Genomic DNA, 23,279 nt, shown 5'->3' with positions numbered 1-23,279 from the left:
AATCAGGAGAAATGGCGACTGACTACGACGCTCCCCGCAAGTCCGACGACGATCTGTCCGAGGACTCGATCGAGGAGCTGAAGACCCGACGCGGAGACGCGAGCTCGTCCAATGTCGACGTCGACGAGACGGAGATGGCCGAAGGCTTCGAGCTGCCCGGCGCTGACCTCTCCGGCGAGGAGATGTCGGTGCGGGTCGTTCCCCGCCAGGCGGACGAGTTCACCTGCACGAGCTGTTTCCTCGTGCACCACCGCAGCCAACTGGCCGAGGACGGGAAGAACGGACCGGTCTGCACCGAGTGTGCTGCCTGACCGGTGTCTGACACCGCCCGACCTCGCGTACCGGTGCACCTCGTGCACCGGAACGCCGTCCTGCCCACCTACGCCAAGGAGGGCGATGCGGGCGCGGACCTGACCTCGGTCGCCGAGATGGTCCTCGCCCCGGGCGAACGCGCCCTCGTGCCCACGGGGGTCAGCCTCGCGCTGCCCCGGGGGTGGGTCGGGCTGGTCCACCCACGATCCGGCCTCGCGGCCCGGCACGGCATCTCGGTCGTCAACGCGCCGGGGACAGTGGACTCGGGGTACCGGGGGGAGATCCTGGTCAACCTGGTCAACCTGGATCCGCGTGAGTCCTTCACGGTGCGCGTCGGGGACCGGATCGCGCAGCTGGTGCTGCAGGAGGTGGGTGAAGGGGAGTTCCTCCCCGTGGATTCGCTTCCACGCAGTGACCGGGGGGACACTGGACATGGATCCAGCGGGGGCTTCGGCCCCGTGTCGACGACAGGACGAGGATGATGTTCGGCCGGAAGAAGAAGCAGGTCTCGCAGGACACGGCGAACGAGAGCCCGCAGACACAGTCGTCGCAGCCGGACGTCTCCGGCGCGGATCCTGCTGTCCGGGACGTGCCGGAGACCCCCGCCGACACCGCCGGGGAGGCTCGCGCCGTCGGTGCTGTCGACGGGCCGCGGGACAGCGTCGACGTCGACGACCTGGGGTCGATGGTCGACCTCGGGTGCGTGCACGTACGACCGGCGCCCGGCATGGAGCTGCGCCTGGAGCTGGACGCCAAGACCAACGACGTGTCCGGCCTGCAGTTGGGCAACGACGACGGCGCCGTCCAGGTGCAGGTCTTCGCGGCGCCCCGCTCGAGCGGGATCTGGGACGAGATCCGCGGCGAGATCACCGAGATGATCTCCGGCAACGGAGGCACCGTGGAGGAGACCGACGGCACTTTCGGTACCGAGCTGCGTACCCGACTCGCCCAGACCGGACCGCAGGGCCGCACCGTCTTCGCCCCGGCCGTCTTCGCGGGTGTCGACGGGCCCCGATGGTTCCTGCGCGCGGTCTACTCCGGCGCTCCCGCGATCGACGAATCGGCACGAGCGGCGTTCGACGAGTGTGTGCGCTCGATCGTGGTCACCCGCGGTGAGGAGCCCCGCGCGCCCCGCGAGATGCTCCCGCTGACGATGCCCGCCAACGCGGAGCAGGGGCAGGCCGGGCCCGGCGAGGACGGGACTCCTGTCGACGATGACCTCAAGCCCTTCGAGCGAGGCCCCGAGATCACCGAGGTCCGCTGATGGCCACACTCCTGCGGCGGCTGGTCGACCTCGGTCGCTCCGACGACGACGTCGCCGCGGGAGAGCTGCGGGAGGCAGCGACCGCCCACGGATGCCGACCGGTCCAGCCGGACACCGACCGCGAGATCGTCACCGTTGCCGGCGCGATCGCCGCCGTCACCCTGCGGCCGCGAGCGACCGTCCCGGCGCTGGTCGCGGCGCTCGACGACGGCTCCCTGACCATCCAGCTCGTCTGGCTCGGCCGTCGACGCATCGCCGGGATCGAGCCCGGTGCCTACGTGAAGGTACACGGCCTGCTGTGCCGGCCGGGTGGTGTGCCGACGATCTACAACCCGGCCTACGAGCTGGTGCCCCGTGGCTGAATCCGCCCGCCCCACGGCAGAGCCCGCGCAGCCCACCGTCGAGGCCCTCATCCGGCGCCGGCTCGGCGAGGCCCTCGGTGGCGTGCGCGGGTCCCTCGAGACGACCATGCCGATGCTCGCCTTCGTCATCGTGTGGGCGACGACGAAGGACCGCGACCTGTCCCTGGGCGCTGCCGCCGGCCTGACGCTCGTGCTGGCACTCGCACGCATCGTGCAACGGCAGACGCTGCAGTTCGTCCTCAGCTCGGTCATCGCCACCGCGCTCGCGGCCTTCTTCGCCCTGCGCTCGGGACAGGCCGAGGACGCCTTCCTGCCCGGCATCCTCACGTCGCTCGCCTGGCTCGTCGGCTCGATCGTGTCGGTGCTCGCCCGGTGGCCCATCGTCGGCCTGATGGTCGGTGCGGTCGACCAGGAGGCGGTCGCCGAGGGTGACTGGTTCCGGTGGCGTCGCAACCCGGCGGCGGTGGCCGTGTGCACCCGCCTGACCCTGGTCATGGTCGGCGTCTACGCCATCCGCGTCGGCATCATGGGTCCGCTCTACCTGGCCGACCACATCGCCGGCCTGACGATCACCAAGATCCTGCTCGGGTGGCCCCTGTGGGCCGGCGCCGTCGCGGTCATGGGCGCGATGCTGCTCAAGGGCCACACGCCCATCGACCCCGACGACGAGCTGGTCCACCGCACCGACCTCGGACAGCAGCCGGCCACCTCGCACGACTGACTCCTCGCGCTGGTGGAGCGGTGCGGGCCGAGATGGATACGGCCCGACTCAAGGCCCGAGGAACGAGGGCCAAGGGCCGTGTGCTTCTCGGTCTGCACTGCGGGTCCGGTCGGTTGTGCTCAGGCGCCGCTGTGGTGGCGGGCAGGTTGCCCCGGGCGCATCATCGCCTCGAGGTGGGGTTCCGCTTCCGTCGTGGTGATGAAGAGCAGCTCGTCGTGCGCCTCGAGAGCATCGTCGACGCTCGGACCGATCGGCCGGGCGTCGCGGATGATCCCTACGAGGAGCGTGTCCTGCGGGAAGTCGATGTCCCCGACCCGACGACCGACGTTGGGGTTGTCCGCAGGGAGGGTGATGCCCGCCATCGAGGCGTTGCCCTGCTGGAAGTCGAAGATGCGCACGAGGTCGCCGACACTGACGGCCTCCTCGACGAGGGCGGTCATCAGGCGCGGTGTGGAGACGGCGACGTCCACCCCCCAGGACTCGTCGAACATCCACTCGTTCTTCGGGTTGTTCACCCGGGCGACCGTTCGGGGGATGCCGAACTCGGTCTTGGCCAGCAGCGAGACGACGAGGTTGGCCTTGTCATCACCGGTCGCGGCGACCACGACGTCGCCCGTCTGCAACTCGGCCTCCTGCAGCGTGGCGATCTCGCAGGCGTCGCCGATGAGCCAGCCGGCCCGCGGGAGCCGGGACATCCGCTCGTCGGTCGTCGCCTTGTCGATGAAGAGCACCTCGTGCTCGTTGTCGAGCAGCTCCTGGGCGATGGACATGCCCACGGCGCCGGCTCCGACGATGGTGACGCGCATTGCTCAGTACTCCCTCGGGGGTGGGCTGTCGAGGATCCGCTCGACCTCGTCGAGACGGGGGCGCTCGATGACCAGGTGGAGCAGGTCCCCCTCCTGGTGGACCGTCTGCGGTCCGGGGAGCATGCCCTCACCGAGGCGGGTCACGTAGGCCACGCGGGTGTCGGTCAGCTGCTCGACCCGGGACAGCGTCACGCCCACCCAGCTCTCGTCGACCGCCATCTCGGCGATGATGATCCGCCCGGACGCGTCGGCCATCTCGCTGGCCAGGCCCTGGGGCAGGAGGCGACGCAGCATCTGGTCGGCCGTCCACCGGACGGTGGCGACGGTCGGGATCCCCAGGCGCTGGTAGACCTGCGCCCGGTCCGGGTCGTAGATCCGGGCGACGACGTGCTGGACGCCGAAGGTTTCGCGGGCGACGCGCGCGGCGAGGATGTTGGAGTTGTCGCCGCTGGAGACGGCCGCGAGCGCGTGGGCCTCCTCGATGCCCGCCTTGAGCAGGGTGTCCCGGTCGAAGCCCACACCGGCGACGCGCCGGCCGGTGAACTCGCTGCCGAGGCGCTGGAAGGACGCGGGGTTCTGGTCGACGACGGCGACGTCGTGACCCATCTTCTCCAAGGAGCGAGCCAACGACGCACCGACCCGGCCACAGCCCATGATCACGAAGTGCACATGACGACGTTACTCTCTGGCACACGCGGCCTACACTCGCCGGGTGTCTTCAGGACAACTTCTCAAGCGCGTCGTCGTCGGTCGCGCCAAGCGCAGCGACCGACTGGGCGAGACGTTGCTGCCGAAACGCATCGCCCTGCCGGTCTTCGCCAGCGACACACTGAGCTCGGTCGCGTACGCGCCGGACGAGATCCTGCTGACCCTCGGCCTGGCCGGTGGCGCGCTCGCGGTAACCAGGTCGTGGCCGGTCGCCCTCGCCGTCGTGGTCGTCATGGTGGTGGTCGTGGCGAGCTATCGGCAGAACGTGCACGCCTACCCGTCCGGGGGTGGTGACTACGAGATCGCCAGCACCAACCTCGGGCCCCGTGCGGGACTGACCGTCGCCAGCGCCCTCATCGTCGACTACGTGCTCACGGTCGCGGTGTCGATCTCGTCCGGGGTGCAGAACGCCGCCGCCGCCTTCGGCTTCCTCGAGGGGCACGAGGTGATTGCCGGCCTCGTCCTCATCGCCGCACTGACCGCGGTCAACCTGCGTGGCGTCCGCGAGTCCGGGCGCACCTTCGCCATCCCCACCTATCTCTTCATGCTCACCGTGCTCGGAATGGCCCTCGTCGCCGTCGTACGACGCACCACGGGGACGCTGCCGCAGGCCGAGAGCGCGGGTCTCACGCTCGCCCCCGAGCCGGGCTTCGAGCAGCTGGGCACCTTGGCCATGGCCTTCTTGGTGCTGCGGGCCTTCTCCTCCGGGTGCGCGGCCCTGACCGGCGTACAGGCCATCAGCAACGGTGTGCCGGCCTTCCGGCCGCCGAAGAGCCGCAACGCCGCGTCGACCCTGGTGCTCATGGGCGCTGTCGCCGTCACGCTCTTCGTCGCGATGATCGCACTGGCCCGCTGGACCGGTGTGCAGATCGCCGAGGACCCGGCCACGCAGCTGCTGCGCGACGGCGAGCCGGTCGGTGCGGACTATGTGCAGCACACGATCATGGGTCAGGTCTCGCAGGCGGTGTTCGAGGGCTTCCCGGCCGGGGTCTTCGTCGTCGCGGTCGTCACCGGGCTGATCCTCGTGCTCGCGGCCAACACCGCCTTCAACGGCTTCCCCGTCCTCGGGTCGATCCTCGCCCGGGACGGGTACCTGCCCAGCCAGCTGCACACGCGCGGTGACCGGTTGGCCTTCTCCAACGGGATCCTGCTGCTCGCCGGGGCGGCCGCGCTGCTGATCACCGTCTACGACGCCAGTGTCACGCGACTGATCCAGCTGTACATCGTCGGGGTGTTCGTTTCCTTCACGGTGAGCCAGGCCGGGATGGTGCGGCACTGGAACCGGCACCTCGGGGTGGAGAAGGACCGGCGCTCACGGCGAGGCATGCTGCGGCGTCGGGCGCTGAACATCGTCGGCGCAGTCCTGTCGGGCTTGGTGCTGCTCGTCGTCGTGGTGACGAAGTTCGTCGAGGGCGCCGGGTTCGCCATCGCCGCCATCGCCGCGTTCTACCTGCTCATGCGGGCGATCCAGCGCCACTACGAGCGGGTGCGCACGGAGCTGTCCGTGGCGGAGGACGACACCTCCCAGCAGGTGCTCCCGTCGCGGGTGCACGCGATCGTCCTGGTGAGCACGATCCACAAGCCGACGCTGCGCGCCATCGCCTATGCGAAGGCCACCAGGCCTTCCAGCCTGGAGGCGATCACGGTCGATGTCGACGCCGAGACGACGGCGGCACTCCAGGGCGAGTGGGACCGCCGGGGGATCCCGGTGCCGCTCACGGCACTCGACTCGCCCTACCGCGACGTCACCCGGCCCGTGGTGCAGCACGTGAAGTCGATCCGGACCGGCAATCCGCGTGACCTGGTCGTCGTGTACATCCCGCAGTACGTGCTGGGGCACTGGTGGGAGCAGGTCCTGCACAACCAGTCGGCACTGCGCCTGCGCAGCCGGTTGATCTTCACCCCGGGTGTCATGGTCGCCTCGGTGCCCTGGCAGCTCGCCAGCTCCGAGGGGGCCGAGGAGAAGCTGGACCGACCGGCAGCCGGTGACGTGCGACGCGGAGGAGGATGAGCAACGTGGGAGCCGACGAGTTGACGACCGGTGACGTGGTGGACGTCGAGGTCGGTCCGATCGCCCACGGCGGCCACTGCGTCGCCCGGTACGAGGGGCGGGTGCTCTTCGTGCGACACACCGTCCCCGGTGAGCGGGTGCGGGCGCGGATCACCGAAGGGGGCCCGGGTGACCGGTTCCTGCGGGCGGACGCCGTCGAGATCGTCGAGGCGTCGCCGCACCGGGTGTCGTCACGCTGCCCCGTGTCCGGCCCCGGCGGGTGCGGCGGGTGCGACTTCCAGCACGTGTCGACCGCCCACCAGCGGGAGCTGAAGGGGCAGGTGGTCGCCGAGCAGCTCCACCGCCTGGCCGGCATCGAGCGCGAGGTGGCCGTCGAAGCCCTCGACGACGCCGACGGACTCGGGTACCGCACCCGGGTGGAGTTCGCCGTGGACAGCCCGACGATCGGCCTGCGTCGGCACCGCAGCCACGAGATCGAGCCCGTGCCGGGCTGCCCGATCGCCGTGCCCGAGATCGACACCGCGCTCGCCGACGCCCGTGCCGAGGTCGTGGACGCACCGCACGCCCTGGACGGGATCGCCGCCCTCGACGTCGTCGTGCCCTCCGGCGAGGACGACACGGTGGTCGTCGAGGTGCCCGTGGGGACGGCGACACCCCCCATCCCGATCACCGAGGTCGTGCCGGTCCCGACCGGACCGATGGCCATGGGCGTGGACGCCCGTGGATTCTGGCAGGTCCACCGTGACGCCCCGCGGGTCTTCGTCGAGGCGGTGCTCGCCGCGGCCCGCGTCGAGCCGGGGGAGCGGGTGCTCGACCTGTACTGCGGCGTGGGGCTGTTCTCGGTGCCACTTGCGGCGGCGACGGGCGAGTCCGGCCAGCTCATCGCGATCGAGTCGGACGTCCGGGCCACCGAGCACCTGCGCGACAACCTGGCAGATCGGCCGTGGGCGCTCGTGGTGCCGGGGCGGGTCGATGATCTCCTCGGGGTGCCCCGCAAGGGGCCGAAGGGGAGCCGGAGCCGTGGTCGTCGGCGTGCTCCGGCCCGCTCCGACCTCCTCCCGCCCAGCGCGGACGTCGTTGTCCTCGACCCGCCGCGCACCGGTGCGGGCAAGGGGGTCGTGGCGGCACTGTCCTCCCTTCGCCCCCGGCGCATGGTCTACGTCGCCTGCGACCCGGCGGCGTTGGCGCGGGACACGGCCTACCTGGCGGACCTCGGCTACACGCTGACGAGTCTGCGCGCCCTCGACGCCTTCCCGATGACCCACCACGTGGAGTGCATCGCGGTCTTCGAGCCGGCCCGGGAGGAGCCACTGCGCCCGTGACGTGGCGACCGATCTGCGGGAGAGTGGTCAGCAGTGCCCCCTGCGTCGGGTCCTCGCACCGTGGCGAGGTGGCTGTGATAGATTTATCTTGACGTCAAGATACCTACCTCAAGGAGTCGACTGTGGCCAGTGCGAACACCTTCAACGCGAAGGACCAGCTCACCGTCGGTGACTCGTCCTACGAGTTCTATCGGATCGATGCGGTCGAGGGCTCGAAGAACCTCCCGTACAGCCTCAAGGTGCTGCTGGAGAACCAGCTGCGCACCGAGGACGGCGAGAACGTCACCGCGGAGCACATCAACGCACTCGGGTCCTGGGACGAGAACGCCGACCCGAGCACCGAGATCCAGTTCACGCCGGCGCGCGTGATCATGCAGGACTTCACCGGCGTGCCGTGCATCGTCGACCTCGCCACCATGCGCGAGGCCGTCGCCGAGCTCGGCGGCAACGCCGAGAAGATCAACCCGCTGGCTCCGGCCGAGCTGGTCATCGACCACTCGGTGCAGATCGACGTCTTCGGCTCCGACGACGCCTTCGAGCGCAACGTCGACTTCGAGTACCAGCGCAACAACGAGCGCTACCAGTTCCTGCGCTGGGGCCAGACGGCCTTCGACGACTTCAAGGTCGTCCCCCCGGGCACCGGCATCGTCCACCAGGTCAACATCGAGCACCTGGCCCGCGTGACGATGACCCGCGACGGCCTCGCCTACCCCGACACCTGCGTCGGCACCGACAGCCACACCACGATGGAGAACGGCCTGGGCGTCCTGGGCTGGGGCGTCGGCGGCATCGAGGCCGAGGCCGCGATGCTCGGCCAGCCGGTCTCGATGCTCATCCCGCGCGTCGTCGGCTTCAAGCTGACCGGGGCCATCCCGGCCGGCGCCACCGCGACCGATGTCGTCCTGACGATCACCGAGATGCTGCGCAACCACGGTGTCGTCGGCAAGTTCGTCGAGTTCTACGGCGAGGGCGTCGCCCAGGTGCCGCTGGCCAACCGCGCCACCATCGGCAACATGAGCCCCGAGTTCGGCTCGACCGCCGCGATGTTCCCCATCGACGACATCACCCTGGAGTACCTGCGCCTGACCGGACGCCCCGAGGAGCAGGTCGCCCTCGTCGAGGCCTACGCCAAGGAGCAGGGCATGTGGCTCGACCCGGCGGTCGAGCCCCGCTTCTCCGAGAAGATGGAGCTCGACCTGTCCACGGTCGTCCCCTCCATCGCCGGCCCGAAGCGTCCGCAGGACCGCATCTCGGTCAGCGACGCCAAGGAGCAGTTCCGTGGCGACCTGAAGAACTACGTCGTCGACGGCCACGGCATCACCAAGAGCTCGGTGGACGACGAGCTGCGCGACACCTTCCCGGCGTCCGACTCGCCGAGCCACGACGCCCAGGAGCTGTCCGAGGAGGCCGGCCGCCCGGAGCACTCCGCGATGCGGGCCAACGGTGACCGCGCGAGCAACCCCGTCGCCGCGACCCTGGACGGTCAGCAGGTCGACATCGACCACGGCCACGTCGTCATCGCCTCGATCACCAGCTGCACCAACACCTCGAACCCGTCGGTGATGATGGCCGCGGCGATGCTCGCGAAGAACGCCGTCGAGCGGGGCCTGCAGGTCAAGCCCTGGGTCAAGACCTCCATGGCGCCCGGCTCCAAGGTCGTCACCGAGTACTACGAGAAGGCCGGCATGTGGCCCTACCTCGAGAAGCTCGGTTACCACCTCGTCGGCTACGGCTGCACGACCTGCATCGGCAACTCCGGCCCGATCATCCCGGAGGTCTCCGAGGCCGTGAACGCCAACGACCTCGCGGTCACCTCGGTCCTCTCGGGCAACCGCAACTTCGAAGGTCGCATCAACCCCGACGTGAAGATGAACTACCTGGCCTCCCCGCCGCTGGTCATCGCCTACGCGCTCGCCGGGACGATGGACTTCGACTTCGAGTCCGAGCCGCTGGGGGTCGACGCCGACGGCAAGGACGTCTTCCTGCAGGACATCTGGCCCGCCCCGGCCGACGTGCAGAGCACGATCGACACCGCGGTCAGCCAGGAGATGTTCACCGAGAAGTACGCCGACGTCTTCGCCGGTGACGAGCGCTGGGCCGCGCTCGAGACCCCGGAGGGCAACACCTTCGAGTGGGCGGAGGACTCCACCTACGTTCGCAAGCCCACGTTCTTCGACGGCATGACGATGGAGCTCGACCCGGTCGAGGACATCTCCGGGGCCCGGGTCCTCGCGCTGCTCGGCGACTCGGTCACCACCGACCACATCAGCCCGGCCGGTGCGATCAAGGCCGACAGCCCGGCCGGCGTCTACCTCACCGAGAACGGCATCGACCGCAAGGACTTCAACTCCTACGGTTCGCGCCGTGGCAACCACGAGGTCATGGTCCGCGGCACCTTCGCCAACATCCGGCTGAAGAACCTGCTGCTCGACGGCGTCGAGGGTGGCTTCACCCGCAACTTCCTGGCGGGTGGGGAGCAGACGACGATCTTCCAGGCCAGCGAGGCCTACATCGAGGCCGGCGTCCCGCTCGTCGTCCTCGCCGGCAAGGAGTACGGCTCCGGGTCCTCGCGCGACTGGGCGGCCAAGGGCACCAGCCTGCTGGGCGTCGGCGCGGTCATCGCCGAGTCCTTCGAGCGCATCCACCGCTCGAACCTCATCGGCATGGGCGTCATCCCGCTGCAGTTCCCCTCGGGGGAGACCGCCGAGTCGCTCGGCCTGGACGGCACGGAGACCTTCGACATCTCCGGGATCACGGCCCTGAACGACGGCCCGGCCCCGGAGACCCTCAAGGTCACCGCGACGAAGGAGGGTGGCGAGACCGTGACCTTCGATGCGGTCGTGCGTATCGACACCCCCGGTGAGGCGGGCTACTACCGCAACGGCGGCATCCTGCAGTACGTGCTGCGTTCGCTCGCTGCCTGACGGTGACACGACGAAGGGGTCCGCTACGGCGGGCCCCTTCGTCGTGTTCTGGTGCCCGGCGACCCGGGCTGAAGGCATACGGCCCTTGGTCGTTCGTTCCTCACTCCCTGAGCCGGGCCGCATCCCTCCTGCCCGCGCCACCTCCCTCCATCGATCTCCCTCGCCTTCCTGAGATCGCTCATCATGCCGTAGACTCGAACAGGTGTTCGATCAGTCTCCCACGAGCCCGCCGGTGCGGACTGCTGCTCCGGGGTCGCCGGGGGCTTTCGCCGCGGCCCGGGCGAAGGGGGGACCGCCCGGCTGGCCGGACCGGGTGCCGCCTCCGGGGGTGCGTGGGTGGCAGCCCGCGGCGGTCTCGTGGCTGCTCGACCTCTGCCCGCCCGAGTACCGCAGTCACGCGGTGCTGCGCCGTCACCCGGTCGCCCTGGCGTGGCTGGCGGACCATCACGTGAGCGCGCAGGTCGAGTCGATGCGCCAGGCGTACCGGACCGTGCGGATCGACCTCGGCGAGGCGTTGCCCACCGGTACGGTCACTGCCGTCCTGGTCTGCCTCGAGCAGGAGGGACTGCGCCTGCGTGCGGCGCAGCGGGGGATCACCCTGATCCGCGAGGTGATCGACGGCAATGTCTTCATCGAACGGTTGTGACCCCCGACTGGTGCAGGTGCCGGTGCTGAACACCTCCCGGTCCGGGGGACGTAGACTCGGGCGGTCCCCACAGGAAGGAACGCCAGCGTGGCAGTCCTGAAGACGATCACCTCTCCCGTCGACCTCAAGCGGCTCCCTGCCGAGCTGCTCGAGACACTCGCCGAGGAGATCCGAGCCTTCCTCGTCGAGCGGGTCTCGCGCAGTGGGGGACACCTCGGGCCCAACCTCGGTGTCGTCGAGCTGACTCTGGCGATCCACCGGGTCTTCGACTCACCGAACGACACCGTCGTCTTCGACACCGGTCACCAGTCCTACGTGCACAAGTTGCTCACCGGGCGACAGGACTTCGAGGGGCTACGCACCCGCGGTGGCCTGTCCGGTTACCCGAGCCGTGACGAGTCCGAGCACGACGTCGTGGAGAACAGTCACGCCTCGACCTCCTTGTCATGGGCGGAGGGCATCGCCCGGGGATACCACCTGCGTGGCGAGGACCGGCACGCCGTCGCGGTCATCGGTGACGGGGCCCTGACCGGCGGCATGGCCTGGGAGGCGCTGAACAACATCGCCGCCAACAAGAACCTCCCCCTCGTCATCGTCGTCAACGACAACGAGCGCTCCTACTCCCCGACGATCGGCGGGCTCGCCGACCATCTGGCGATGCTGCGGACCAACCGCCAGTACGAGCAGGTGCTCGACTGGGGCAAGGAGACGCTGCACCGGACCCCCTTCGTCGGCCGGACGGCCTACCAGGCCTTCCACTCGATGAAGAAGGGAGCCAAGGACTTCTGGGCACCCCAGGGCATGTTCGAGGACCTGGGCATCAAGTACGTCGGTCCCGTCGATGGTCATGACGAGGCCAGCGTCGAGCAGGCGCTGCGCCGGGCGAAGTCCTTCGGTGGTCCGGTGCTCGTGCACGTCATCACGCAGAAGGGCCGCGGTTACGACCACGCCTGCAACGATGTCGCCGACCAGTTCCACACCGTCGGCAAGATCAACCCCGAGACCGGCCTGCCGCTGGAGATCGCCGGACGATCGTGGACCGACGAGTTCAGCGACGAGATGCTCGACCTCGGTCGCGAGCGCAACGACATCGTCGCGATCACCGCGGCGATGATGATGCCGGTGGGCCTGAAGCCCTTCGCCGATGCCTACCCGGAGCGGATCATCGACGTCGGTATCGCCGAGCAGCACGCCACGACGATGGCCGCGGGCCTGGCCTTCTCCGGCATGCACCCGGTCCTCGCCATCTACGCCACCTTCCTCAACCGCGCCTTCGACCAGCTGCTCATGGACTGCGCGATGCACAAGGCGGGGGTGACCTTCGTCCTCGACCGCGCGGGGGTCACCGGGCCGGACGGCGCGAGCCACCACGGCATGTGGGACATGTCCCTGGTGTCCATCGTGCCCGGACTGCGTCTGGCTGCGCCCCGGGACGGGCAGCAGATCCGTCGTGCCCTGCGTGAGGCGGTCGACGTCGACGATGGGCCCACCGTCATCCGATTCCCCAAGGGCAGTGTCGCCGAGCCGCTCGAGGCGATCGCGACCACCGACGGTCTGGACGTGCTGGCCGGCGACCACGAGAGCGACCCCGAGGTGCTCATCGTCTCCGTGGGTTCCATGGCGGGCACCGCGACGACCGTGGCGGAGAAGCTCGGGGCCGAGGGGCACGACGCGCTCGTCGTCGACCCTCGCTGGGTGCTGCCCGTGCCCGACGGCGTCGTCGAGCTCGCCCGCCGTGCCGGCCGCGTCGCGGTCATCGAGGACAACAATGTCGCCGGCGGTGTCGGGGCAGAGGTCTCCCGTGCCCTCGAGGACGCGGGCGTGGCCGTACCGGTGCACCGCTTCGGCCTACCCAAGGAGTTTCTCGGGCACGCCTCCCGTGGTCAGGTCCTCGAGGCGGCCGGACTGACCCCCGAGCCGATCGTGGAGCGACTGCGCACCCAGATGTAACCCTCGGCCCGGGTGTGTCCTGGTGGGACATGCGCTGGTGTCGAATATGGGGCGCCGGACCACCCCCCCTCACCCGTGCCCGGGTTACCTTCTCGGCAACGGTTGGGCGTCAACGGTTCTCGTTGCAGCAAAGGCGCGAGCGCTCGCCGAAGGTGGAGGTCATCCCATGACGAAGCGTTGGATCATCCTGACGGGTACGGCCCTGAGCCTGTCCTTGGCGGCGTGCGGCACCCCCGGCGAGGCCAGTGGGGGTGGGGACGACGGCGGGAGCGAGGACCCCTTCCAGGTCGGTCTCGTCTACAGCAAGTCGGGTCCGCTCGCTCCCTACGGTGCGCAGTACAAGGCGGCCTTCGACGTCGGCCTCGACTACGCCACCGACGGCACCGGCGAGGTCGATGGCCGTGAGATCGAGATCAGCGAGAAGGACGACGCCGGTGACCCGTCGAAGGCCGTGTCGGCCGCGACCACTCTCATCGGCCAGGGCAGCGACATCATCGCCGGCTCCACCTCCTCGGGTGTGGCGCTGCAGGTGGCTCCGCTCGCCAAGGACAACGAGACCCTCTTCATCTCCGGTCCCGCCGCCACGGACGGGGTCACCGGGCTGAACGAGTACACCTTCCGGTCGGGCCGCCAGACCTACCAGGACGTCGCCACGGCGGGCACCATGCTCGGTGACGTCGACGGCAAGAAGGTCACGGTCCTGGCCCAGGACAGTGCCTTCGGTACGGCCAACATCGACGCCGTCAAGGGCGTCCTGGGGGAGAAGGGGGCCGAGGTCACCGCGATCGAGGCGCCGGCCGCGGCCAAGGACTTCACCCCCTTCGCCACGAAGATCAAGAGCCAGTCACCCGACCTGCTCTTTGTCGCCTGGGCGGGCGAGAACGCCACGTCGATGTGGGGAACCCTCTCGCAGCAGGGCGTCTTCGACACCACGAAGGTCGTGACCGGCCTGGACATCAAGGCCACCCACTCCCTGTTCGGCGAGGCCGGCACCAAGATCGACTTCCTGTCCCACTTCTTCAAGGGTGCTGCAGACAACGAGGCCTACACGGCGCTCTCCAGCGGCCTGGAGGAGAACGGCGAGGAGGTCGACCTGTTCAGCAACGACGGATTCGTCGCCGCGCAGATGATCGTCCAGGCACTCAAGGAGGGCGAGGGCGACACCAACGCGATGATCGACGCGCTCGAGGGGTGGACGTTCGAGGGCCCCAAGGGTGAGATGGAGATCCGCGCCGAGGACCACGCGGTCCTGCAGCCGATGTTCACCGTCTCCTTGGAGAAGGACGGCGAGGAGTTCGTGCCCGTCCTCGGCGAGACCGTCGACCCGGCAGACGTGGCTCCGCCCGTCTCCGAGTTCGAGTGATCGCCGCCACCGGGATCGGGTGGCGCATCGGGGGAGCTCGCATCCTCGAGGAGATCAGTCTCGAGGTCGGGGCCGGTGAGCTGCTCGGCATCATCGGCCCCAACGGCGCCGGGAAGTCATCACTGGTGAACATCCTCTCCGGTGTCACCCGCCCCACGCAGGGGCGGGTGACCCTGAAGGACGAGGACGTCACGCGCCTGAGCTCCACCCGGCGGGCACGCCAAGGGCTCGCCCGCTCGTTCCAGACATCGGCACTCTTCGACGGGCTGAGCGCCCGGGAGAATGTGCGACTGGCGATCCAGGCAGCCGGGGCGGCCCCCTTCTCGCCGTTCCGCGCCGCCAGCGGCACGGGCGCCGAGACGATCGAGCTCCTGCTCGCGCGGGTCCGCATGCCGGGCAAGGGGGAGACCATGGCCCGGGACCTCTCGCACGGGGACCGCCGCAAGCTGGAGCTTGCGATGGCCTTGGCCTCGCAGCCGTCGGTGCTCCTGCTCGACGAGCCGATGGCAGGGGTGTCCGCCGAGGACGTCGACGGTCTCACCGAGATCATCGGCGAGGTCCGTGACAGCGGGGTCGCGGTGGCGATGGTCGAGCACCACATGCACGTGGTGCTCGGTCTGGCCGACCGGGTGGCCGTCCTCCACCACGGGCAGCTGCTGGCCATCGGCAGCCCGAGCGAGGTCACCTCCGACGACCGTGTGCAACAGGCCTACCTGGGAGAAGCACTGTGAACGACGACGACACCACCGCCGCAACGGGGGAGGCCGGCGACGGCGCCACCGCCAGCGTCCCGGCTGCTGCCACAGGGGCCGGGCCGGTCCTGACGGTAGCGGACCTGCACGTGAGGTTCGGTGGTTCGCACATCCTCCAAGGTCTCGACTTCGAGGTACCGGCCACCGGCGTGACCGCACTCCTGGGACGCAACGGCGTCGGCAAGACCACGACGCTCAAGGCGATCCTTGGTCTGGCCCCGCGAACCGGCACGATCACCCTGGACGGCAAGACCATCCAGAACCGTGCGACGACGAAGATCGTGCGTGATGGTGTCGGATACGTCCCCGAGGACCGCGAGGTCTTCGGGGGGCTGACCGTCGAGGAGAACCTCCGTCTGGTCGAGCCCGATCTGGGCACCGACACGCCCATCGTCCAGCGACTGTTTCCCGACCTCGTCCCCCGACGCGCGCAGCGCGCCGGCACGCTCTCGGGCGGTCAGCAGCAAATGGTCTCGCTCGCGCGGGTCCTGCTGCGCGACAACCGGCTGCTGCTCGTCGACGAGCCGACGAAGGGATTGGCACCCAAGCTCGTCACCGAGGTGGCCGACGTGCTCGCCGAGGTCGCCCGGAGCACACCGATCCTCCTGGTCGAGCAGAACCTGCCACTCGTGCGCCGCATCGCCGACACGGTCGTCGTCATCGATGCCGGCCGGGTCGTGCACACCGGATCAGCCGCTGACCTCATCGCCGACCAGGAGCTGACCCGCGAGCTGCTCGGGGTCGCCATGCGACGGGAGGGAGCAGCATGAACGAGTTCACCCTCATCCTCGTGACCGGCCTGGGTCTGGGCGCGCTGTACTTCCTCGCGGCCAGCGGCCTCAGCCTCATCTACGGGCTCATGGGGGTGCTGAACTTCGCCCACAGCGCCTTCATGATGGCCGGCTCCTATGCCGGCTGGGAGGTCATGCGCCGACTCCCGGACAGCATGTCGGTGACCCTGCGCCTGCTCCTGGCCATCCTCGCCGCGCTGGTCGTCGGGGCGCTGATCGGGGCGGTGGTCGAGGTGACCCTGATCCGACCGCTCTACAAGCACCACATCCAGCAGGTGCTCGTCACCGTCGGTCTCTCGCTCGCGGCGGTCGCCGTGGCACAGGCCGTGTGGAGCGCCGACCCCAAGCCCATGGAGTCCCCCGAGTGGATGTCGACGACGACCGAGCTCGGTGGCGCACTCCTGCCCAACGACCGGCTGGTCTTCGTCGCCGTGGCACTCGCCCTCTTCCTCGGGTTGCTCGCACTGCTGCGCTACACCCGACTGGGCCTGATCATCCGGGCCGGCGTGGAGAACCGCACCATGGTCGAGGCCTTGGGTATCAACGTGCGCAGCACCTTCACCATCGTCTTCGCCATGGGAGGAGCGGCCGCCGCGTTGGCCGGGATCCTGTACTCCCAGTACGTGGGCGCGGTCTCCCCGGCCCAAGGTGGCTCCCTGCTGATCTACGCCTTCATCGTCGTCGTCATCGGTGGGATGGGCTCCCTCGTGGGCACCGCCGTCGCGGCCGTGGCAGTCGGTCTGGTGCAGCAGATGGCCAACTACTACGCCGCGAGCGGAGCCGGTGACCTGTCGGTCGTCCTGCTGCTGGCGATCGTCCTGCTCCTTCGCCCGGCCTCGATGAAGGGTGGTCACGCATGAGTGCCAAGACGGTGCTCAAGGTCCTTCCCGGTGTGGTCGTCCTGGTCGTCCTCGCTGTCCTGCCCTACATATCGGTGACCATCCCCGGCATCCTGCCGGGACGGGTCAACGGCCCCGGATCGCTGCAACTGCTCGCGGTCTGCTTCATCTTCGCCGGGTTCGCGCTGAGCTACGACGTGATCTTCGGACGCACCGGCCTGCTCAGCTTCGGTCACGCACTCTTCATCTCCGCCGGCAGCTACCTGCTGACGATCTCGCTGTCGACGTGGTCGCTGCCGCTGCCGCTGGCGATCGTCGTCTCCCTCGGCCTGACGACCCTGTTGGCACTCGTCGTCGGCGGTATCGCGCTACGGGTCGGCGGGATCGCTTTCGCCATGGTGACCCTCGCCTTCGCCCAGGCCGGCTCGATCATCATCCTGCGCAACCCGGGCGACCTCACCGGTGGTGAGGAGGGTCTGGTCCTCAACCGCGCGGCCATCCCGTCCATCCTCATCGGCGTACAGAATGCGTCCTACCGGTACTGGCTCGCCCTGGGCTTCGTCGTGCTGGCGTGGGTGCTGGTCGCGTTGCTCGCGCGTTCACGTGCCGGGCACGCCATGGCTGCCGTGCGGGAGAACGAGGCCCGCGCAGCGGTCCTTGGTTTCACCGTCTACCGAGTGAAGCTGCTGGCCATCGTGGTGGGTGCCTTCCTCGGTGGCCTCGGTGGCGTCGTGCACGCAATCGTCCTCGGTGGCTCCAGCCCACACCTGGCGACGGCGGAGTTCACGCTCGCGCTACTGGTCATGGTCGTCCTCGGGGGGGCCGGGCGGTTGTGGGGCGCCGTCGTGGGCGGTTTCGTCTACCACTACGCGGACGCGCGCCTGATCGAGCTGAGTGGATCATCGTTGGTCTCCTCCCTGCCCGACCTCATCGGGCGTCTCCTCGGCGAGCCGCTGTTCATCCTCGGTTCGCTGTTCGTGATCATCGTCTACTTCGCACCCCAGGGGATCACCGGCCTCGCGGTGCGAGCACTGCGAAAGGAACGCGCATGACCACCGATCCGTCCTTCGTCATCGAGCTGCCCGTCGGAAGTCTGGCCATCCACGACCTGACCATCGGCACGGCCGACCCCGGGGTACCCGTGGTGCTGGCCGTGCACGGGATCACCGCGAACGGCCTCTCCTTCCGCCAGGTCGCCGAGGAGCTGCACCGTCGTCACGGTCCCGGGGCGGTGCGTGTCCTGGCCCCGGACCTGCGGGGGCGCGGGGCGAGCCGCGAGGCGCCGGGGCCGTACGGGCTGGCAGCACACGTCGCCGACCTGACCACGGTCGTCGGGGCCTTCGGCGTGAACCCGGTGATCGTCGGTCACTCGATGGGCGGCTTCATCGCGGCACTCGCAGCGGCCGAGCACCCGCGGCTGTACCGCTCGGTCGTCCTCGTCGACGGGGGTCTGGCCTTCCCCCCGCCACCCGGCCTGGACGTGGACGCCGCTCTGGCCGCCGTCATCGGCCCGGCCATGGACCGGTTGTCGATGCGCTGGGAGGACGAGTCGGCCCACCAGGACTTCTGGGCAGAGCACCCGGCCGTCGGGCCCCTGCTCTCCGGCAGTCCGGCCGCCGAGTCGGTGCGGCGCTACCTCGACCACGACCTCGTACCGGCAACGGACACCCCCGGGGCAGTGATGAGCTCGTGCATCCTCGATGCCGTCCGCCGCGATGGTCGGGACGTCCTCGTCGACGAGGACACCCACTCCGCAGCCGGGCGAGCGGTGGCAGCGGGCGTTCCCGTGGAGCTGGTGTGGGCCCGTCGGGGCTTGCTGGACGAGCCCCAGGGGCTGTACGACGAAGGGCGGCTGGCCGCTCTGGACCTGCCCGACCAGCTGGCCGTCCACGGCGTCGACGCCAACCACTACGACGTGATCCTCACGGGCGAGGGACTCACCAGTGTCGTGGACGCCATCGACCGGGGTCTGGCGGTGGACCCGGCGGGCCGGGAGATCGCCTAGATCGCCAGCCCCTCAGGAGTCGTCCAGGAGCCGCCTCAGCCGTAGCGCCAGCTGGATCTCCAGCGCCTGCTCCGGGCGCTGCCAGTGCTCGCCCAGCAGCGCGCTGATCCGGCCCAGACGCTGGGCAACGGTGTTGACGTGCACGTGCAGGGAGGTGGCGGCGTGCCGTGGGCTCGACCCGGCGGCGAAGTAGGCAGCGAGGGTACCGACGAGATCGCTACCGTGGTCCAGGTCGTAGCGCAGCACCGGCCCCAGGACGGTCGTGACGTACTCCTGCACATCCGGATTCGAGCCGACGATCAGTCCGGCGAAGCCGAGCTCGGTCGCCGCGGCGCCGGTACCGGAGCGGCCGAGGGCGATCAGGGCACGGGCCGTGCGCGCCGCCTCATCATGGGCGGCCGGCAGGTCGTCGACATCGCGGATCGGGCCGCTGCAGCCGACGGTGACCGATGCGCCCTTCGCCATGCGGCCGGCCAGTGATCGGGCGAGGGCATCCGCGTCCTCTCCCGGCGCCAGCGCGACGATCTCGTCGTCGTGGGTCCCCACGAGGGAGCGCTCGCCCAGGACCGTGCTCACGGTCAGGGCCCGGGACCGCAGCTGTGTCGGGCCCGCGCCCCGGACGACCAGCAGGCACACGGGCGAGCGGGGATCCAGGCCCGCATCACGCAGGTAGGCGGTGCGGTCTTCGTGGCCACCACGTGCAGCGAGGAGGTCGGTGACGATGCGGTGGCGTGCGCTCTGTCGGGCTTCGTCGGCCTGCCGCTCGAAGAGCAGGACGAGGGCGGTGACGACGGCGGCCCGCTCGACGGTGCGCTGGTCCGCGTCCTCCAGGGTTCGCGGGGCACTCACGACGAGGGTGCCGAGCTGTTCCCGGGCGGCGATGACCCCGATGGCGTGGATGCCGTCGTCCTCGACGAGCCTGCCGATCTCGTGGCGGGCGCGGTCGACGACCGACAGCTGCACGATCGGGTCCGCGTCGGCCCCGCCGTCTGCGGGGTCCGGTGCGGGTCCGAATGCGCTGCGCCGCTCACCCGCGTCGTCGACGAGGACGACCCAGCCGCCGAGCAGCTCGACGAGCGCACGAGTGACGTCGCTGACGCCGCCGCCCTCGAGAACGACCGAGGCGAAGCGGTCGTGCGCGGCTGCGGCCCGCTCGACCCCCAGGGCTTGTTGCCGGACCATCTCGTGGGCCTCGGACAGCGCGGACAAGGCGGTCTGGGCCTCGGCCAGGGCGCGGGTCTGCACGATCGCAACGGCAGCGAGTGCGGCGAGGTTGCCGAGCAGCCCCACCTCGGAGCGGGAGAAGGGGCGAGGGCTGCGGTTGGCGGCGAAGAGCACGCCGACGAAGTGTGACTCGACGATCAACGGTGTGCCGCAGATGGCGACGATTCCCTCGTCGCTGACCCCGCTGTCGATCGCCGAGGTGTGGCTGAAGCGCTGGTCCGCGGAGTAGTCGGCCGTCCAGTAGGGCTTGTGGGTGGAAGCGACGAGCCCACCGAGGCCGTCCCCGAGCTCGAGGCGAAGTGACTGGAACTCCGCGGACACCGACCCGTCGGTCACCCGCATGAAGGTGTCCCCGGCCTGCGGGTCGTAGAGGGTGAGGTAGGTCAGGTCGGTGCCCAGCAGGGTGCGGGCACGTCGCACGATGGCTTCCAGGACGGTGGCCGGGTCGACCTCCGAGGCCAGCTCACGAGCGATGTCCAGCAGGGCCGTCTGGGCTGACTCTCGACGTCGGTGCTCGTCGCGGGTGCCACTGACACGCATCACCAGGTCCTTGATCCCATCGGGCGCCGGCGACGCCGCCAGGCGGGCCATCGATGCGTCCGAGGCCAGCAGTTCGAGCAGCCGGGTCACCTGGTCGATGGGGTCATCCTCCTCGCGCGCCATGGCAGTGATCCTAGGCACGCGGCTCAGTGCGCGGTCCAGCCGCAGTCCACCGGGAGGGATGATCCGGTGATCGAGGTTGCGGCCGGTGAGCAGAGGAAGAGCGCCATGGCTGCCACCTCGTCGACCTCGACGAGCCGCTTCAGAGCGACGGGGGAGAGCATGACCTGCCCGAGAACCTCGTCCTGGGAGATGCCGTGGGTGGCGGCCTGGTCGGCGATCTGCTTCTCCACCAGCGGGGTGCGCACGTACGAGGGGTTGAGGCAGTTGCTCGTGACCCCGTGCTCGGCACCCTCGAGTGCGACCACCTTGCTCAAGCCCTCGAGTCCGTGTTTCGCGGAGACGTACGCCGACTTGAAGGCACTGGCGCGCAGCCCGTGGACGCTGGAGATGTTGATCACGCGGCCCCACCCCCGCTCGTACATGTGGGGCAGCACGGACCGGACCAGCCGGAAGGGCGACTGGAGCATCAACCTGTGGATGAGGTCGAACCTGTCGACCGGGAACTCGTGGACCGGGCTGACGTGCTGGATGCCGGCGTTGTTCACCAGCACGTCGACGTCCGTGGGCAGGGCCGAGAGGGCCTCGAGGTCGGCCAGGTCCATCGTGTACGACGTGAGCGAGGACGCGGGAAGGCTCTCGCCGAGCCGGGCCAGGCCCCCTTCGTCCAGATCGACCGCCGTGACGCGCGCGCCGGCAGCAACGAAGGTTGCCGCGCACGCTGCCCCGATCCCGCTTGCGGCACCGGTGACCAGGGCGTGCCGTCCGGTGAGGTCGGGGACCAGGGCGGCGTTCGGATTCGTTGTCATGACCAGCAAGGTACGAGCCCGCCGATGAGGCGGGAGTGTGCTGCCAGAACGTCGTTTGATCGGCATCGTGTGGTGACACACCCGCAGATGGCACGAGGATCGCGATGGAGGCCCACCGACGTCCGCCACAGCGAAACCGGGCCCCACCGGTGATCCGGTGGGGCCCGGCTTCGCCGTGGTGGCCGGTCAGCCGATGTCGCGGAAGGGCTGCACGCTGGCGCCCAGGGCGTTGAGGCGCTCGGCGAGGTCCTCGTAGCCGCGGTGGATGACGTAGACGTTGCGCAGGTACGACGTGCCCGGCGCGGCGAGCATCGCCAGCAGGACGACCACGCCGGGGCGCAGCGCCGGCGGGCAGGTGACCTCGTTCGTACGCCACCGGCTGGGTCCGTCGACGAGGACCCGGTGCGGGTCGAGGAGGGTGACCTTGCCACCGACCTTGTTCAGCTCGGTCAGGTAGATGGCGCGGTTGTCGTAGACCCAGTCGTGGATCTGGGTCGTTCCCTCGGCACAGGCGGCGATGAGTGCGAAGAAGGGCAGGTTGTCGATGTTCAGGCCGGGGAAGGGCATCGGGTGGATCTTGTCGATGGGTGCCCGCAGGGGCCCTACCTGCGTGGTGATGTCGACCAGGCGGGTGCGGCCGTTGTGGGCCGTGTACTCCTCGCTCATCGTGTACTTCATGCCCATGCCGGCCAGGGTGGCCAGCTCGATCTCGAGGAACTCGATCGGGCAGCGCCTGATCGTGATCTCGGACTCGGTGACCACGGCTGCGGCGATGAGGCTCATCGCCTCGATGGGGTCCTCGCTGGGGGAGTACTCCACGTCGACGTCGATCTCACGCAAGCCGGTGACTTCGAGGGTCGTCGTGCCGATGCCGTTGACCGTGACGCCGAGCTTCTCGAGGAAGAAGCACAGGTCCTGGACCATGTAGTTCGGCGAGGCGTTGCGGATGGTCGTGCGTCCGGGGTGGCGGGAGGCGGCCATGAGGGCGTTCTCGGTGACGGTGTCGCCGCGCTCGGTGAGGATGATCGCGCGGTCCGTGCCGTCCTGGGCGGCGACCTGCGCCTCGTACCAGCCCTGGGTTGCCTGCACGTCGAGACCGAAGTGGGTCAGCGTGGTCATGTGTGGCTCGACCGTGCGGGTCCCGAGGTCGCAGCCACCGGCGTAGGGCAGGCGGAAGTCGTGGAACTCGTGCAGCAGGGGGCCGAGGAACATGATGACGCTGCGGGTGCGCCGGGCGGCTGCCTCGTCCATGGCCTCGAGGTTGAGCTTGGCCGGCGGGACGATCTCCAGGTCGGAGCTGTTCGGCAGCCAGCGGGTCCGGACACCGATGGAGTCGAGGACCTCCAGGAGACGGTTGACCTCCTCGATGCGGGCGAGGTTGCGCAGGGTCGTCGTGCCCTTGTTGAGCAGGGATGCGCACAGCAGCGCCACGGCGGCGTTCTTGCTGGTCTTGACGTCGATGGCACCGGACAGCTGACGGCCACCTTCCACCTTGAGGTGGACCGCGCCGGAGCTGGGGGTGCGCGTCAGCGCGACGAGCTCGGTGTCAAGGGCCTCGCTGATGCGGGCGAGGCTGTCCAGGGTGAGGTTCTGGCCCCCGGCCTCGATGCGGGTGACCGCACTCTGACTCGTCTCGAGGCGAGTGGCGAGGTCGGACTGGGACAGGCCGGCGCGGTGACGCGCCTCCTTGATGGTCGTTCCGATACGGACGAGGTAGTCATCAGACATGCCTTCAACCGTAACTCATATATGAGTTACATGCAGGTTGGGGGTGCCGCGCGTGTCGCAGTCGTGCACAACAGGGACGCCA

At 69.6% G+C, this 23,279-nt stretch carries 21 protein-coding genes; 16 read left to right on the top strand and 5 right to left on the bottom strand.

The features are described from left to right. Positions 1–11: 11 nt before the first annotated feature. Genes BJY20_RS00890 through BJY20_RS00870 form a run of 5 tightly spaced genes read left to right on the top strand, consistent with a single transcriptional unit; the run spans position 12 to position 2,659 of the window. Positions 12–311 carry a DUF4193 domain-containing protein gene (locus tag BJY20_RS00890; protein ID WP_185989791.1) on the top strand — a complete coding sequence of 100 codons (300 nt, stop codon included), beginning with the start codon at positions 12–14 and terminating at the stop codon, positions 309–311. 3 nt (positions 312–314) lie between these two features. Next, on the top strand, positions 315–794 hold the full coding sequence (dut, locus tag BJY20_RS00885) for a dUTP diphosphatase (RefSeq protein ID WP_185989790.1): 480 nt from the start codon (positions 315–317) through the stop codon (positions 792–794). Further along, on the top strand, positions 791–1,576 hold the full coding sequence (locus tag BJY20_RS00880; protein WP_185989789.1) for a DUF3710 domain-containing protein: 786 nt from the start codon (positions 791–793) through the stop codon (positions 1,574–1,576). Before dut ends, BJY20_RS00880 begins: the two co-directional genes overlap by 4 nt. After that, positions 1,576–1,938 (top strand): OB-fold nucleic acid binding domain-containing protein, encoded by a 363-nt coding sequence (locus BJY20_RS00875; RefSeq protein ID WP_185989788.1) that lies wholly within the window; start codon positions 1,576–1,578, stop codon positions 1,936–1,938. Before BJY20_RS00880 ends, BJY20_RS00875 begins: the two co-directional genes overlap by 1 nt. Next, positions 1,931–2,659 (top strand): DUF3159 domain-containing protein, encoded by a 729-nt coding sequence (locus BJY20_RS00870; RefSeq protein WP_343062726.1) that lies wholly within the window; start codon positions 1,931–1,933, stop codon positions 2,657–2,659. Before BJY20_RS00875 ends, BJY20_RS00870 begins: the two co-directional genes overlap by 8 nt. Positions 2,660–2,778: 119 nt before the next feature. Here BJY20_RS00870 and BJY20_RS00865 read toward each other — a convergent pair whose 3' ends face one another. Both BJY20_RS00865 and BJY20_RS00860 read right to left on the bottom strand, forming a co-directional pair. Beyond that, positions 2,779–3,465 carry a potassium channel family protein gene (locus BJY20_RS00865; protein ID WP_185989787.1) on the bottom strand — a complete coding sequence of 229 codons (687 nt, stop codon included), beginning with the start codon at positions 3,463–3,465 and terminating at the stop codon, positions 2,779–2,781. A 3-nt stretch (positions 3,466–3,468) separates the two neighbouring features. Next, positions 3,469–4,134 carry an NAD-binding protein gene (locus BJY20_RS00860; RefSeq protein WP_185989786.1) on the bottom strand — a complete coding sequence of 222 codons (666 nt, stop codon included), beginning with the start codon at positions 4,132–4,134 and terminating at the stop codon, positions 3,469–3,471. A 43-nt stretch (positions 4,135–4,177) separates the two neighbouring features. Here BJY20_RS00860 and BJY20_RS00855 point away from each other — a divergent pair, with 43 nt between their 5' ends. From BJY20_RS00855 to BJY20_RS00805, 11 genes are all read left to right on the top strand, one after another. After that, positions 4,178–6,184, top strand: coding sequence for an amino acid permease (locus BJY20_RS00855; RefSeq protein WP_185989785.1), 2,007 nt, complete (start codon positions 4,178–4,180; stop codon positions 6,182–6,184). Then, positions 6,181–7,506: a class I SAM-dependent RNA methyltransferase gene (locus BJY20_RS00850; protein WP_185989784.1), complete on the top strand. Its 1,326-nt coding sequence runs from the start codon at positions 6,181–6,183 to the stop codon at positions 7,504–7,506. The genes BJY20_RS00855 and BJY20_RS00850 overlap by 4 nt, the downstream gene beginning before the upstream one ends. A 122-nt stretch (positions 7,507–7,628) precedes the next feature. Next, positions 7,629–10,430 carry an aconitate hydratase AcnA gene (locus BJY20_RS00845; protein WP_185989783.1) on the top strand — a complete coding sequence of 934 codons (2,802 nt, stop codon included), beginning with the start codon at positions 7,629–7,631 and terminating at the stop codon, positions 10,428–10,430. Between the two features lie 202 nt (positions 10,431–10,632). Beyond that, a complete protein-coding gene (locus BJY20_RS15755) occupies positions 10,633–11,076 on the top strand; it encodes a hypothetical protein (RefSeq protein WP_246297077.1) in 444 nt (147 codons plus the stop codon). Positions 11,077–11,163: 87 nt separating this feature from the next. Then, complete coding sequence (gene dxs, locus BJY20_RS00835) at positions 11,164–13,026, top strand: 1-deoxy-D-xylulose-5-phosphate synthase (RefSeq protein ID WP_185989782.1); 1,863 nt, start codon at positions 11,164–11,166, stop codon at positions 13,024–13,026. 166 nt (positions 13,027–13,192) lie between these two features. After that, the gene (locus tag BJY20_RS00830) at positions 13,193–14,389 is read left to right on the top strand and encodes a substrate-binding domain-containing protein (protein ID WP_185989781.1); all 1,197 of its coding nucleotides are present in this window, start codon (positions 13,193–13,195) and stop codon (positions 14,387–14,389) included. Next, positions 14,386–15,120 (top strand): ATP-binding cassette domain-containing protein, encoded by a 735-nt coding sequence (locus BJY20_RS00825; RefSeq protein ID WP_185989780.1) that lies wholly within the window; start codon positions 14,386–14,388, stop codon positions 15,118–15,120. The genes BJY20_RS00830 and BJY20_RS00825 overlap by 4 nt, the downstream gene beginning before the upstream one ends. 89 nt (positions 15,121–15,209) lie before the next feature. Beyond that, positions 15,210–15,911 (top strand): ABC transporter ATP-binding protein, encoded by a 702-nt coding sequence (locus BJY20_RS00820; protein ID WP_185992390.1) that lies wholly within the window; start codon positions 15,210–15,212, stop codon positions 15,909–15,911. Then, positions 15,908–16,792, top strand: coding sequence for a branched-chain amino acid ABC transporter permease (locus BJY20_RS00815; protein ID WP_185989779.1), 885 nt, complete (start codon positions 15,908–15,910; stop codon positions 16,790–16,792). Before BJY20_RS00820 ends, BJY20_RS00815 begins: the two co-directional genes overlap by 4 nt. Beyond that, positions 16,789–17,823, top strand: coding sequence for a branched-chain amino acid ABC transporter permease (locus tag BJY20_RS00810; RefSeq protein ID WP_185989778.1), 1,035 nt, complete (start codon positions 16,789–16,791; stop codon positions 17,821–17,823). Before BJY20_RS00815 ends, BJY20_RS00810 begins: the two co-directional genes overlap by 4 nt. Continuing rightward, positions 17,820–18,776 carry an alpha/beta hydrolase gene (locus tag BJY20_RS00805; protein WP_185989777.1) on the top strand — a complete coding sequence of 319 codons (957 nt, stop codon included), beginning with the start codon at positions 17,820–17,822 and terminating at the stop codon, positions 18,774–18,776. The genes BJY20_RS00810 and BJY20_RS00805 overlap by 4 nt, the downstream gene beginning before the upstream one ends. Positions 18,777–18,788: 12 nt before the next feature. On the opposite strand, the gene BJY20_RS00800 is transcribed toward BJY20_RS00805, so the two are convergent. The 3 genes from BJY20_RS00800 to BJY20_RS00790 form a co-directional block, all read right to left on the bottom strand. Next, the gene (locus BJY20_RS00800) at positions 18,789–20,663 is read right to left on the bottom strand and encodes a helix-turn-helix domain-containing protein (RefSeq protein ID WP_185989776.1); all 1,875 of its coding nucleotides are present in this window, start codon (positions 20,661–20,663) and stop codon (positions 18,789–18,791) included. Between the two features lie 23 nt (positions 20,664–20,686). Next, complete coding sequence (locus BJY20_RS00795) at positions 20,687–21,469, bottom strand: 3-hydroxybutyrate dehydrogenase (protein ID WP_185989775.1); 783 nt, start codon at positions 21,467–21,469, stop codon at positions 20,687–20,689. A gap of 186 nt (positions 21,470–21,655) precedes the next feature. Then, positions 21,656–23,197, bottom strand: coding sequence for a helix-turn-helix domain-containing protein (locus BJY20_RS00790; RefSeq protein WP_185989774.1), 1,542 nt, complete (start codon positions 23,195–23,197; stop codon positions 21,656–21,658). Between the last annotated feature and the right edge of the window lie 82 nt (positions 23,198–23,279).

The organism is Janibacter cremeus (assembly GCF_013409205.1).
Lineage (GTDB): Bacteria > Actinomycetota > Actinomycetes > Actinomycetales > Dermatophilaceae > Janibacter > Janibacter cremeus.
The sequence above is the reverse complement of the archived record's forward strand: the minus strand, read 5'-3'. Positions and strand labels throughout refer to the sequence as shown.